Source organism: Pseudomonas sp. (assembly GCF_046581935.1).
In the GTDB taxonomy this organism is placed as follows: Bacteria; Pseudomonadota; Gammaproteobacteria; order Pseudomonadales; family Pseudomonadaceae; genus Aquipseudomonas.
The window spans coordinates 42,053-54,830 of record NZ_JAYGFK010000004.1 but is presented as its reverse complement, the minus strand read 5'-3'; the positions used below and the strand labels follow the sequence as shown (position 1 = coordinate 54,830).

The following is a 12,778-nucleotide window of genomic DNA, read 5'->3' as shown; positions in this document are numbered from 1 at the left end:
AGTTCTGCAATGTCGGTGTTTACCCCACTTGAGCGCCATGAGCTCGAGGCGTTTCTTGCCCCCTATGGCCTGGGTCGCTTACGCGACTTCCAGGGCATTGCTGCGGGCAGCGAGAACAGCAATTTCTTCGTCAGCCTGGAGCAGGGCGAATTCGTTCTGACCCTGATTGAGCGCGGGCCAAGTGCCGACCTGCCGTTCTTTATTGAGCTGCTCGACGTGCTGCATGACGCCGGACTGCCTGTGCCGTATGCCCTGCGCACTGCGAGCGGCGATGCGTTGCGCAGCTTGGCAGAAAAGCCGGCGCTGCTGCAGCCACGCCTGGCCGGTAAACACGTAAAAACCGCCAGCCCACACCATTGCCAAGAGGTTGGCGCACTGCTGGCGCGCATTCACTTGGCGACACGCGCACAACCACTGCCGCGCAAGAGCGATCGCGGGCTGGACTGGATGCTCAGCGAAGGACCAAGCCTGGCGCTGCAGCTGCCGGATGAGCAGTTGCCCCTGCTGCGTGATGCGCTCGCGGAAATCCACGAGCTCAAGCCACGTATTCTCGCCTTACCGCAGGCCAACCTGCATGCCGATATGTTCCGCGACAACGTATTGTTCGACGGCAATCACCTGGCCGGCGTCATCGACTTCTACAACGCCTGCTCGGGACCGATGCTCTACGACCTGGCGATTGCCCTGAATGATTGGTGCTCACATGAGGACGGCAGCCTCGACAGCAAGCGCGCGCAAGCGTTGCTCGGCGCCTATGCCGGCTTACGGCCATTTACCGCGGCAGAAGCCGAGTTGTGGCCGGCCATGCTGCGCGTCGCCTGTGTACGCTTTTGGTTGTCACGCCTGATTGCCGCCGAGTCCTTCGCCGGGCAGGAAGTACTGATTCATGACCCCGATGAATTCCAGCGTCGCCTAGCGCAGCGTCAGCAGGTAGATCTGGCGCTGCCGTTTGCCTTCTAACTATGCAAGCCTCGCTAAGCAAAGCGAGGCTTTCTAGCCCAGGGCGTCGCGACACTCAAGCGACAGTTACAACCCCTCCAAACACCCTGCCAACTCGCCTGCCAAATTGTTCAGCAGGGCTTCATAACCGCCTGCATCGACTGGCAAAGCGCCGCCCATGGCATCCAGTTCGGCCAAGGTCACTGGCAGGCCCGCGGTCAGGGTTTGCGCCAGGCGCGGGCGAAACGGCGGTTCGTTGAAGACACAACTCGGACCGGCTTGTTGCAGACGTTCACGCATAGCGGCGACGTGCTGCGCACCCGGCTGAACTTCACCGAGTACACTGAACACGCCAGCGTGCTTGAGGCCGTAGGCGGCCTCGAAGTAGTCATAGGCCTCGTGGAAAACGAAGTAGGGTTTGCCGGCCAGACCACTCAAGCGGGTTTTCAAGCGCTGATCCAATGCGTCCAGGCGCTTGCTGAAGGCATCGGCATTGGCCTGATAACGTGCGGCATTGGCAGGATCGGCTAGCGTCAGGTCGGCGGCGATTTTAGCGGCGATAACTCGGGCGTTGGCGGGCTGCAACCAGAGGTGCGCATCCAGGCTACCGGGACGATGATCATGGTCATGCTCGTCGGCCGCCTGCGGGTGAGCGGCGTGCTCATCCTGGTGCTCGTCCTCCGCTGCATCGCTGCTGCCAAAATGGCGCAGGTACAAGCCTGGGATATCCTGCACAACCACGCTCGGTCTATCTCGGCCGGCCAGTACTCGCGGCAGGAAGCTTTCCAAGTCAGGGCCGATCCAGTACAGCAGATCAGCATCGCGCACACGGCGTACATCGGAGGGACGCAGCGCATAGTGATGCGGCGATGCGCCCGGCGGCAGCAACACATCAGGCTGACCAACACCCTCCTGCACGGCAGAGGCAATCAGCTGCAGAGGCTTGATGCTAGTCAGCACGCGCACCTCCGCATTGGCCACGAAACTAATGGAAAAACTGATCAACAACAGAACCAAAGCAGGAAAAAGACGTAACACGGGGAGCACTCAAGCGGGAAGGAACGGGTAATATAATAACGTCTCTCACCATATTCGTCGTTGCCCATGACTCAAGCACCCTTGGCTTCACGCCCACACGACCACTCTCATTGCGTCAGCCATGCCCTGGCTGAGGCAGAAAGCATCTGCACGCGCCAGGGTTTGCGCTTAACCGTGCTACGCAAACGGGTGTTGGAGTTGGTTTGGCAGAGCCATAAACCGCTGGGTGCCTATGACATCCTTGGCGTATTGAGCGAAGCAGACGGCCGCCGCGCCGCGCCGCCAACGGTCTATCGCGCGCTGGATTTCCTCCTGGAAAACGGCCTGGTGCACCGCATCGCCTCACTCAACGCCTTTGTCGGCTGCAGCCATCCGGAGCATGCCCACCAGGGTCAGTTCCTCATCTGCCGTGGCTGCAGCGCGGCCATTGAGCTGGAGCAAGCAGCCATCAGCAATGCCATCGTCAATGCGGCAGCAGGCGTCGGTTTCACCGTGGAAAGCCAAACGGTGGAAGTTGTCGGCTTATGCGCCGGCTGCCAGGAGCAGTCATGAGCGATGCCTTGATTCGCCTCGAAGGCATTGGCGTAACCTTTGCCGGGCAGAGCGTGTTGCAGAATGTGCAGCTCAGCGTAAAACCCGGCGAGATCGTCACCCTGATCGGCCCCAACGGCGCCGGCAAAACCACCCTGGTACGCGCCGTGCTCGGCCTGCTCAAACCAGACAGCGGCAGCGTCTGGCGCAAGCCCAAGCTGCGCATCGGCTATATGCCGCAGAAGCTGCATGTGGATGCCACCTTGCCGCTCTCAGTGCTGCGCTTTTTACGCCTGGTGCCCGGCGTTGACCGCCCCCGCGCACAAGCTGCGCTGGCTGAGGTCGGTGCCGGTCAGGTGATCGACAGCCCGCTGCAAAGCATCTCCGGCGGTGAGCTGCAGCGCGTGCTGCTGGCCCGTGCGCTGCTGCGCGAACCGCAGCTGCTGGTTCTGGATGAGCCCGTGCAAGGCGTCGATGTTGCCGGCCAGGCCGAGTTGTACCGGCTGATCACCCAGCTGCGCGACCGCTACGGTTGCGGCGTATTAATGGTCTCGCACGACCTGCATCTGGTGATGAGCACCACCGACCAGGTGGTCTGCCTAAACCGTCACGTTTGCTGCTCCGGCCACCCGGAGCAGGTCAGCTTCGACCCAGCCTTCGTCGAGCTGTTCGGCCAGGATGCCCAGAGCCTGGCGATCTACACCCACCATCACGACCATGAGCACGACCTGCACGGTGCCGTGGTCAACGAACACCCATCTGGGCTGAGCATCAAAGGCCCGGTAAAACCGCATATCCACGGAGATGACTGCAAGCATGGCTGATTTTCTACTCAACGCCCTGCTCGCCGGCTTAGCCCTGGCGCTGGTTGCAGGCCCGCTGGGCTCTTTTGTGGTCTGGCGGCGCATGGCCTATTTTGGCGACACCTTGTCCCACGCCGCGTTACTCGGTGTGGCGCTCGGCCTGATGCTGGATGTCAGCCCAACCCTGGCAGTAACCGTCGGCTGCGTACTCCTCGCGACTCTCTTGGTCACCCTGCAAAGCCGCCAACCGCTGGCCTCGGATACCCTGCTCGGGATTCTGGCGCATAGCACGCTGTCCTTGGGTCTGGTGGTGCTGAGCTTTATGCACGATGTGCGCATCGACCTGATGGGCTACCTGTTCGGCGACCTTTTGGCTGTTGGCCCAACGGACCTGGCCTGGATCATCGGCGGCAGCGCACTGGTGCTGGTGCTGCTGGCGCTGCTCTGGCGACCACTGCTGGCGATTACCGTGCACGAGGAGCTGGCCAAGGTCGAAGGCCTGCCGGTGGCGGCAATTCGCCTGAGCCTGATGCTGCTGATCGCCGTGGTCATCGCCGTGGCGATGAAGATTGTCGGCGTGCTGCTGATCACCTCATTGCTGATCATTCCCGCCGCCGCCGCACAACGCCACGCGCGCACCCCGGAACAAATGGCCTTCGGTGCCAGCCTGTTAGGGATAGTCGCGGTTTGCGGTGGCCTTAGCCTGTCGTGGTTTAAGGACACGCCAGCCGGACCATCGATTGTGGTGACGGCCGCTGGCTTGTTTTTGCTTTCGTTTGCCCTACCACGGCGCACAGCCTGAGAGCCGCCCCAAGCCGGCTGCGCGTCGGCCCTGCTGCGTTAAAAACAGGCTCGGAATGCTCATGTACAACTCGTACACTTCGCTTCCTCTCATGTTTTTTCCTTGCAGGGCTCTAGCTCGCATGGCTTTGAGCAGGCTCTGAACTGTTGGTGATGCCACCGGCCGCAGTGTAGAATTGCGCGTTTTTTGCACAACTTGAGACGCGCAGTAATGAAATCGTTCGTTTTTCGTGGCCTTACCTTGGCACTGGTTCTACTGGCCGGCTGCCAGAGCACGCCGCAACCGGCCAATCTGCCGGTGGACGATCTGGTCAGTGCCTTTCGCCAGCTTGACCAGAGCCTTAGCAGCGGTGACCTGAGCATCGCTGAAAGCCAGCTTAGCGACCTGCAGCAACGCGCAACTGGCGACACGCGCCTGGAGCAATACCAGCGTCAGCTTGCTGAAGCGCACCTGCTACAGGGGCAAAAATTCCTCCAAGCCGGAGACCTGGATAACGCCACCAAGGCCCTTAGCCGCGCCCGCAACCTGATGCCGCAGGCACCCGCGCTGAGCACCGGCCTGGACGGCGCCATCGCCCAGGCCCGCGAAGTAGAGCTGGCCAGCGCCGAACAACAACGCCGCGCCAGCGAACAAGTGGCAGCGCGCAGCGAAGCCATACGCCAGGAACAAGCACGGCAACTGCGTTTGGCCGCCGAGCGGCAAGCAGCAGCGACTCAGGCGGCCCAACTGCCGCCAGCCAGCGAGCCCGCCCCTGCGCCCGCCAAGCCCCAAGCCAAGCTAATCGACCCGAGCGCAGCCAGCAGCGTGATCAACCTGCCGATGCTGGATAACCAGGACAACGAACGCCTGCGCAGCCTGCTCGACGGCGTAGCGGCGGATATCGTGACCTTCCGTTGCGCGGTGCGTATCGAAGTGCGTCAAGCCAAGGACTTCCTCTGGGTCGCCTCATTACTTAATGCACGCATCAAGCGCCTGGAGCCGGGTTTCAGCCCAACCATGAGCCAGGTCATCAAACCTGCGCAGGTGCCACGGCTGGTGCTTAGCCCACAGCGCTAATCGTGCACTGACGGGACCACGACCGGGCTTGCCCGGTCGCATGCATTAGCACTGGCTACACTGCCCAGAGCAATCCAGCATTTAATGCGATTTAGCTATAACCATAGGCCTACAAAGATTTTTGCGGCCTAAACAGTGCCGGGTAGACTAGCCAGCCGTTTAGGCCTACCCGGCCACTCTGAAACCCAAAAGGTTTAACGCGTGATCAATTTTCATCAGGTCCACAAGGCGTACCGCGTCAGTGGTCAGGACATCTCCGCTTTGCAGCCGAGCGACCTGCACATCGCCCGTGGCGAAGTGTTTGGCATCATCGGCCACTCCGGGGCCGGTAAAAGCACCCTGCTGCGCCTGATCAATCGCCTGGAAGAACCCAGCGGTGGACGTATCGAGATCGACGGCGAAGACGTTACCGCGCTCGACGCGGCGGGCCTGCGGCGCTTCCGCCAGCGCGTCGGGATGATCTTCCAGCACTTCAATCTGCTGTCCTCGAAAACTGTCGCCGACAACGTCGCGCTGCCATTGAAGCTGGCGGGCGAGCTGCCGCGCAGTGCCATCGAGGCGCGCGTCAGCGAATTGCTGGCCCGCGTTGGCCTGCAGGATCACACCAACAAATACCCAGCACAGCTCTCCGGCGGGCAGAAACAGCGGGTCGGCATTGCCCGCGCCTTGGCCACCGAACCGAAAATTCTGCTGTGCGACGAGGCCACCAGCGCACTCGATCCGCAGACCACGGCGTCAGTGCTGCAACTGCTGGCCGAGATCAACCGCGAGCTAAACCTGACCATTGTGCTGATCACCCATGAAATGGACGTGATCCGCCGGGTCTGCGACCGCGTGGCGGTGATGGACGCCGGGGTTATCGTTGAGTCGGGGCCGGTCACCAAGGTGTTCCTCCACCCGCAGCATGCCACCACCAAGCGCTTCGTCCAGGAAGCCGAGCAGGTCGACGAACACGCACAACACGATGATTTTGCCCACGTTCCAGGGCGCATTTTGCGCCTGACTTTTCAGGGCGAAGCCACCTATGCGCCGCTGCTGGGCAGCGTGGCGCGCGAAACCGGGGTGGATTACAGCATCCTCGCCGGGCGCATTGACCGCATCAAAAACACCCCTTACGGCCAATTGACCCTGGCCCTGACCGGCGGCGATCTGGACGCCGCGCTGGCGCGCTTCGCGAGCGCTGACGTGTATCTGGAGGTGCTGCGCTAATGGAAGCACTACTGACCCGCCTATTGCCCAATGTTGATTGGGCAGAAATCGGCTACGCCAGCCTGGATACCCTGAGCATGCTCGGCGGCTCCATGCTGTTCACCATTCTGCTCGGCCTGCCGCTGGGGGTGTTGCTGTTTCTCACCAGTCCACGGCAAATGTTCGAGCAAAAAGCCCTGTATGGCGTGCTGTCGCTGCTGGTGAATATCCTACGCTCGGTGCCGTTCGTGATCCTGCTGATTGTGATGATCCCCTTCACAGTGATCGTCACCGGCACCTCGCTGGGCGTCGCCGGAGCCATCCCGCCGCTGGTAGTCGGAGCCACGCCGTTCTTTGCCCGTTTGGTGGAAACCGCACTGCGGGAAGTTGATCGCGGGATTATCGAAGCCACTCAGGCCATGGGTGCCACCACCCGGCAGATCGTAGTCAACGCGTTATTGCCCGAAGCACTGCCCGGGATTATCGCCGCCACCACCGTCACCGCGATTACCCTGGTGTCGTATACCGCCATGAGCGGCCTGATCGGCGGCGGCGGCTTGGGCGACCTGGCGGTGCGTTATGGCTACCAGCGTTATCAGCCAGACGTGATGGCCGTGACGGTGATCCTGCTGCTGGTACTGGTACAGATTCTACAAACCGTCGGCGACAAGCTGGTGGGGCATTTTTCTAGAAAATAAAGCGCTGTTAACAGTGCACAAGACCGCGAACCACTGGTTATCGCCGGACTTCGCAGACATCCCACAAGGAGCTTCATGATGAAAAAACTGCTCGTTACCCTCGCTGCCCTGGCAACACTCTCCAATGCCGTCCAGGCCGAAAGCCTGAGCGTTGCCGCCACCGCCGTACCGCACGCGGAAATCCTCGAATTCATTAAGCCGGCCCTGGCGAAAGAAGGCGTTGAGCTGAACATCAAGGTGTTCACTGACTACGTGCAACCCAACGCGCAGGTTGCTGAGAAGCGCCTGGATGCCAACTTCTTCCAGCACCAGCCGTACCTCGATGAGTTCAACAAGAGCCGTGGCACTAACCTGGTCAGTGTGGCTGGCGTACACGTCGAACCCTTCGGCGCGTACTCGACCGAGCACAAGAGCCTGGCCGATCTGCCGCAAGGTGCCAACGTAGTCATCCCCAACGACGCCACCAACGGCGGCCGTGCACTGCTGCTGCTGCAGAAAGCAGGGCTGATCACCCTCAAGCCGGAAGCCGGCATTCTTGCCACGCCGAAAGACATCGTCGAGAACCCGAAAGCCATCAAAGTGCGTGAACTGGAAGCCGCCACCCTGCCGCGCGTACTGACTCAGGTTGACCTGGCGCTGATCAACACCAACTACGCGTTGGAAGCCAAGCTCAACCCAACCAAGGATGCCCTGATCATCGAAGGCAGCGACTCGCCGTACGTCAACATCCTCGTGGCCCGCACCGACAACAAGGACAGCGACGCCATGCAGAAACTGGCCAAGGCGCTGCACACCCCGGAAGTCAAAGCCTTCATCCTTGAGAAGTACAAGGGCGCGGTAGTACCGGCGTTCTAACTTTCTACCTAGCCGCACGCGCTGTAACGAACCCCGCCCTTTGGCGGGGTTCTGCGTTTATGGCGCTTAGCCCAAGCGGACTTAACCCAAGCGAATATGCCGGTCACACGCCCGTGCCAATGCCTCGGCGTCGTGGCTGACCAGCAGCAGAGCACAGCCACGCTCACGGGCACTCTGTACCAGCAGTTCGGTCACATCGCGCGCGGTGATCGGGTCGAGCCGCGACACCGGCTCGTCAGCAAACAGCAACACGGGATCGAGCAACAGCGCACGGGCAATCGCCAGACGCTGCAATTCGCCGCCGGAAACCTCGGTCGCCGGCCGCACCAGCAACTCGGGACGCAGGCGCAGGCGCTCGAGCAGCGGCCGCAACTTGGCTGGATCAAGGCGGTGCAGGCGCAGCACATCATCGAATAGCCGACGCAACGGCACCCCGGCGGCGAAGGCTGCCGGCGGGTCCTGATAAAGCTTGAGGTAGCGGTGCGCAGCCACGCCCGGACGCCGCGTCACCACGCCGGCATCGGCCGGCAGCAGGCCGAGCAGCAGATCACCCAGGCTGCTCTTGCCGCAGCCACTGTCACCGGCGATGCCGAGAATTTCCCCCGGTTCGATGCGCAGGTCCAGGCCCTCGAACAGCTGCCGACCGCCGCGTTTAAGGCGCAGACCGCGCGCCTCCAGCACCGACTCACTGGCTTGCGCGCCCGTCACGGCGGCCACCAGCGGTGTGGGCCAGTGACGTGGATCGGCGGCAATCAGCGCGCGGGTGTAGTCATGCTGCGGCGCATCCAGAATCGCCTGTGCATCACCAGATTCCAACAGTTGCCCGGCGCGCATCACCAGCAGTGTACCGCCCAGTTTCCGCGCCACTTCCACATCGTGGGTGATGGTCAGCAGCGCGCCCTGCTGCGCATGCTGACGCAACAGCGTGGCGACCTGATCGCGGCGGCTGGCATCCAGGCCCTTGGTCGGCTCATCGGCAAGCAGGATAGGCGCGCCGGCGGCAGTGGCAGCGCAGAACGCCAGGCGCTGCGCCATGCCTCCGGATAGCTGACTGGGCAAACGCGCGGCGGACGCCTCCAGGCCAACTGCTGTCAGCGCCTGAGCAGCGGTGTGCCGGGCCGACTCGGGGGCCTGGCCGTGGACGCACTCATGCACCTCGGCCACCTGTTGCAGCGCCGGCATCAGCGGATCAAGGGAATGCCAAGGCTCCTGGGGCAGCATCGCCAGTTGCTGCCCCCAGAGCTGCTCGCGAGCGGTTTTGGCGAGGCTGGCGAGATCGAGATCACCGAGCAAAATGCGCCCGCTGGCCGTCAGCGGTGGCGGTAGGGTGCCCATGATGGCGTGCATCAGCAGGCTCTTGCCGGCACCGGTCTCACCAAGGATGGTCAAGCACTCGCCAGCAGCGAGGCTCAGGCTCAGCGGTTCCAACAGGATCTTGCCGTGGGCCTGGACACTCAGCGCTTCGAGGCGCAACAGAATGGTCATGCGCGTTTACCCGCCAGCAAGTTGAGGCCCAGCACCAGCAGAAACACCGCCAGCACAGGCTGCGCGAGCACCCAGGGGGCGTCGCTGTAATAGGGGAACAGCTCGACCATCATCAGGCCCAGCTCGGCGGTCGGCGGACGCAGGCCGACGGCGACAAAACCGAGCGCCGCCAGGGCCATGATCGACCCGGCGGCACCAAAAGCCGCCAGCGTCGCCACCGGTCCGACCAGAGCCGGCCAGACATGCCGGCGCAAACAGTAGCGCCAGCTGAAACCGAGCATGCGCGAAGCCTGCATCGGCTGCGAGGCCACCGCCTGCCGGGTGATCGCCCGTACCACGCGGAAATACTCCACCCACAGCACCAGCGAGATGGCCACATACAGCGCCAGCAGCGAGCCGGGCGCGAGGCCTGCGACGAGTAAAATCAGCACCAGGCCGGGCAGGGCCAGCACCACATTGAGGACGAACGACAGCACCCGGTCGACCCAGCCCTGACGCCAGCCGGCGGCGATGCCGAGGCTCACGCCAATCAGCGCCGAGGTCAACACGCAGACCAGACTCAGGCTCAACGACAGGCGCAAGGCGGCACCCATGCGCGCGAGCATGCTGCGGCCGAACGGGTCGGTGCCCAGGGGTTCGGCCAGGCTCGGCATGGCAAAGCGCTGGGCCAGGTTCTGCAGGGCAGGGTCGGTGCGCCCGAGCAGGCCTTCGAGCACGGCGAACAGCACCAGCAGGGCGAGCAGCGCGGCACCAACGCGCTGGCTGGTGGGCAAGGAAGCAAACAGACGCAGCATTAGTGGGCGCTCCGCTGGCGGGGATCGATCAGGTGACAGGCCAGGTCGACCAGCAGGTTAAGGGCCACAAACAGCAGCCCCAGGGCCATCGCGGCACCCTGGATCATCGGCACATCACGGTTGAACACGGCATGGGCCAAGCCATGGCCCACACCCGGCCAAGAAAACAGCGACTCAATCATCACCACCCCCTCGATCACGCTGGCCAGCTGGATGCCAAGGAACACCACCACCGGCAATGCAGCATTGCGCGCGCCATGCCGCTGCAGAGCCTGGCGCAAGCTCAGGCCCTTGACCCGGGCAAAGTTGAAGTAGGCCGAACGCAGCACCTCGGCGGCGCTGTGGCGCACCACCCGGCTGGACACCGCCGCCATCGCCAGGGCCAGGGTCAGCGCCGGCAAGATCAGGTAGCGCGGGCCGTCGAAGCCAGCCACCGGCAACATGCGCCACTCCAAGGCGAACACCAGCAACAGGCCCAGACCGATGACGAACACCGGCTGGGCACGCAGCAGAGCCGAGACCAGCAGGCTCAGGCGGTCGAACCAGCCACCGGCGCGCAGCGCCGCCCACACACCAACCGGGGCGGCGATCAGCAAGGCAATCAGCATCGCCGCACCGGCCAGCAACAGGGTATGGCCAAGCAGGTGGGCGATCTCGTGGCTCACCGGTAAGCCGCTGACCAGCGAATCCCCCAGGTTGAAGCGCAGCAGATCGCCCAGCCAGTGCAGGTACAGCGCCCAGCCGGGACGGTCTAGACCCAGTTCGGCACGCACCGCCTCGGCGGCGGCTAGGTCGACGTGGTCATAGCCATAGCGGCCGGCGGCGATACGAAACTCCATGTCACCGGGCAGCAGGCGCATCAGCACAAAACTCAGGGTGCCCACGCTCCAGGTGACGAAAGCAGCCTGCAGCAGGCGGCGCAGGATCAATTGCAACATGGCGAAAAACTCATCTCGGCAATGCGGTAGTTACGCTCGTAGGGGTCGAAGCTGAACCCTTGCACGCGGGCGGATACGGCGGTCTGCTGGGTGTAATAGAGCACCGGGATCAGCGGCAACTGATCGACCAGGATCTGCGCCACGCGCTGCGCCCGCGCGTGGTAATGGGCGGCATCGCGCTCGCCCTGTTGCGCCAGCAGCAACGCCGGCAATTCGTCGTTGTGCCAGCCCATGGCACCCCAGTCACCGCTGCCGCCGTCGCCGTAGTCAGCCAGCAGCAGGCCCAGCGGATCGGCGATATTGCCGTAGTTACGGGCGATCAGCGCCACCTGCAGGGTGCCGTTGTGGTGCCCGGCGGGGATATCACTGGAGTTGACCACCGACACCTGCAAGTCGACGCCCAGCTCGCGCCACTGCGCCTGGATTGCGGTGGCTAGCTGGAACAGTTCGGGGCGGTCGGCATAAGTCATCAGGCGCAGGCGAAACGGCTCGCCGTTGCGCTGCAACAGGCCATCGGCACCTGCCTGCCAGCCTTGACCGGCGAGCAGCGCCCGGGCGCGAGGCAGGTCGCGCTGGGCCACCGGCAAGCCACTCAGGTGCCAGTCGCCCAGCGAAGGCGGCACCAGTTGGTTGGCTTCGCCATCCGGCACGCGCAGCACCCCGTTGGTCAAGCCACTGCGGTCGATCGCCAGGCTCAGGGCCAGCCGCGTATCGCGCTCGGCCAGCAACGGATCGGCCAGGTTGAGCTTGAGCTGGATGGTCCGTGGAATGGTGTGCGAGTGCACTCGCACATCGTCACGCCGGCGCAGCAGGTCGAGGCTGGCAGGATCGAGGGTGTAGACGATATCGGTTTGCCCGGCCATCACCTGCAACGCGCGGCTTTCGGCGCGGTGACCGGTAAGGTAGACGGCGCGCTCGATGGTCGCCGGCGCGCCCCAGTAACCGGCGAAGCGCACCACGCCCAGGCGGTGCGGTGGGTCGAAGCGCTCAACCTGATACGGACCGGTCCCCTGCAAGCGACTGACCAGCCCCTCAGCATCGTAAGAACCCGGCGAAAGAATGGCCGTGGTGTAATGCGCCAGCACCGCGCCAAGCGGGTTGTAGGGGCGACTCAGGCGCACCCGTAGAGTTCGCTCATCCTCGGCCTCGAAGGCCTCGACCGGTGCAGCGGCGAGCACTCCCGGTTTGCTTTGCGCCACTTGCAGCGCCTGCACAACAGCAGCAGCATTCAACGCTGTACCATCATGAAAGCGCACGCCCTCGCGCAGGATGAAGCGCCATACGCGGCCGTCGTCCGACTGCGACCAGGCCGTCGCCAGGCCGGGCAACAACTGACCCTGGGCGTCCACCTCGAGCAGGGTTTCAGCCACCTGCAAGCGGGTGTAAAGATAACCGTCGCGCGACGGGTCCTGGCTGGTGAATTCAAAGGGCCCGCTGATCGACAGCTGATGCGGGTCCTGGTTGGGTGAACAGGCGGCCAGCGTGGTCGCCAGCAGCAGTAACAGCAGAAATCTCACAGGCGTTCCATCGACAAAGTGACTGAATTGAGGCCGGGTGTACACCGAGCGCCACACCATAGGATCTGTTGACGTTTCGTCGCGAGCCGCGTTGCTGCGAACGAAACGTCAACAGGCCCTAGCGGCCACAAAGA

General features: G+C 63.3%; 13 protein-coding genes. 8 read left to right on the top strand and 5 right to left on the bottom strand.

Annotated features, from left to right (window positions below; genetic code table 11):
* The first annotated feature begins 9 nt into the window (after positions 1 to 9).
* Positions 10 to 960 carry a homoserine kinase gene (locus VCA57_RS04225; RefSeq protein WP_411183715.1) on the top strand — a complete coding sequence of 317 codons (951 nt, stop codon included), beginning with the start codon at positions 10 to 12 and terminating at the stop codon, positions 958 to 960.
* 66 nt (positions 961 to 1,026) lie between these two features.
* Here the strand turns inward: VCA57_RS04225 and znuA are convergent, their stop codons facing one another.
* Positions 1,027 to 1,956, bottom strand: coding sequence for a zinc ABC transporter substrate-binding protein ZnuA (znuA, locus tag VCA57_RS04220; RefSeq protein WP_411183816.1), 930 nt, complete (start codon positions 1,954 to 1,956; stop codon positions 1,027 to 1,029).
* Positions 1,957 to 2,043: 87 nt separating this feature from the next.
* Here znuA and VCA57_RS04215 point away from each other — a divergent pair, with 87 nt between their 5' ends.
* The 7 genes from VCA57_RS04215 to VCA57_RS04185 all read left to right on the top strand — a co-directional run bounded on the left by VCA57_RS04215 (position 2,044) and on the right by VCA57_RS04185 (position 7,910).
* Entirely contained in the window at positions 2,044 to 2,529 is a 486-nt protein-coding gene (locus VCA57_RS04215) for a Fur family transcriptional regulator (RefSeq protein ID WP_411183714.1), read from the top strand.
* Entirely contained in the window at positions 2,526 to 3,332 is an 807-nt protein-coding gene (gene znuC / locus VCA57_RS04210; RefSeq protein WP_411183713.1) for a zinc ABC transporter ATP-binding protein ZnuC, read from the top strand. Before VCA57_RS04215 ends, znuC begins: the two co-directional genes overlap by 4 nt.
* Positions 3,325 to 4,113, top strand: coding sequence for a zinc ABC transporter permease subunit ZnuB (gene znuB / locus VCA57_RS04205; protein ID WP_411183712.1), 789 nt, complete (start codon positions 3,325 to 3,327; stop codon positions 4,111 to 4,113). The genes znuC and znuB overlap by 8 nt, the downstream gene beginning before the upstream one ends.
* Before the next feature lie 210 nt (positions 4,114 to 4,323).
* On the top strand, positions 4,324 to 5,169 hold the full coding sequence (locus VCA57_RS04200) for a PA5502 family lipoprotein (RefSeq protein ID WP_411183711.1): 846 nt from the start codon (positions 4,324 to 4,326) through the stop codon (positions 5,167 to 5,169).
* 201 nt (positions 5,170 to 5,370) lie between these two features.
* Positions 5,371 to 6,378 (top strand): methionine ABC transporter ATP-binding protein, encoded by a 1,008-nt coding sequence (locus tag VCA57_RS04195; protein ID WP_411183710.1) that lies wholly within the window; start codon positions 5,371 to 5,373, stop codon positions 6,376 to 6,378.
* On the top strand, positions 6,378 to 7,055 hold the full coding sequence (locus tag VCA57_RS04190; RefSeq protein ID WP_411183709.1) for a methionine ABC transporter permease: 678 nt from the start codon (positions 6,378 to 6,380) through the stop codon (positions 7,053 to 7,055). The genes VCA57_RS04195 and VCA57_RS04190 overlap by 1 nt, the downstream gene beginning before the upstream one ends.
* A gap of 78 nt (positions 7,056 to 7,133) precedes the next feature.
* Positions 7,134 to 7,910 carry a MetQ/NlpA family ABC transporter substrate-binding protein gene (locus VCA57_RS04185; RefSeq protein ID WP_411183708.1) on the top strand — a complete coding sequence of 259 codons (777 nt, stop codon included), beginning with the start codon at positions 7,134 to 7,136 and terminating at the stop codon, positions 7,908 to 7,910.
* A gap of 81 nt (positions 7,911 to 7,991) precedes the next feature.
* Here the strand turns inward: VCA57_RS04185 and VCA57_RS04180 are convergent, their stop codons facing one another.
* Genes VCA57_RS04180 through VCA57_RS04165 form a run of 4 tightly spaced genes read right to left on the bottom strand, consistent with a single transcriptional unit; the run spans position 7,992 to position 12,644 of the window.
* Complete coding sequence (locus tag VCA57_RS04180) at positions 7,992 to 9,395, bottom strand: ABC transporter ATP-binding protein (protein ID WP_411183707.1); 1,404 nt, start codon at positions 9,393 to 9,395, stop codon at positions 7,992 to 7,994.
* The gene (locus tag VCA57_RS04175) at positions 9,392 to 10,189 is read right to left on the bottom strand and encodes an ABC transporter permease (protein WP_411183706.1); all 798 of its coding nucleotides are present in this window, start codon (positions 10,187 to 10,189) and stop codon (positions 9,392 to 9,394) included. The genes VCA57_RS04180 and VCA57_RS04175 overlap by 4 nt, the downstream gene beginning before the upstream one ends.
* A complete protein-coding gene (locus VCA57_RS04170; protein WP_411183705.1) occupies positions 10,189 to 11,127 on the bottom strand; it encodes an ABC transporter permease in 939 nt (312 codons plus the stop codon). Before VCA57_RS04170 ends, VCA57_RS04175 begins: the two co-directional genes overlap by 1 nt.
* Complete coding sequence (locus VCA57_RS04165) at positions 11,115 to 12,644, bottom strand: ABC transporter substrate-binding protein (RefSeq protein ID WP_411183704.1); 1,530 nt, start codon at positions 12,642 to 12,644, stop codon at positions 11,115 to 11,117. The genes VCA57_RS04170 and VCA57_RS04165 overlap by 13 nt, the downstream gene beginning before the upstream one ends.
* Positions 12,645 to 12,778 lie beyond the last annotated feature (134 nt).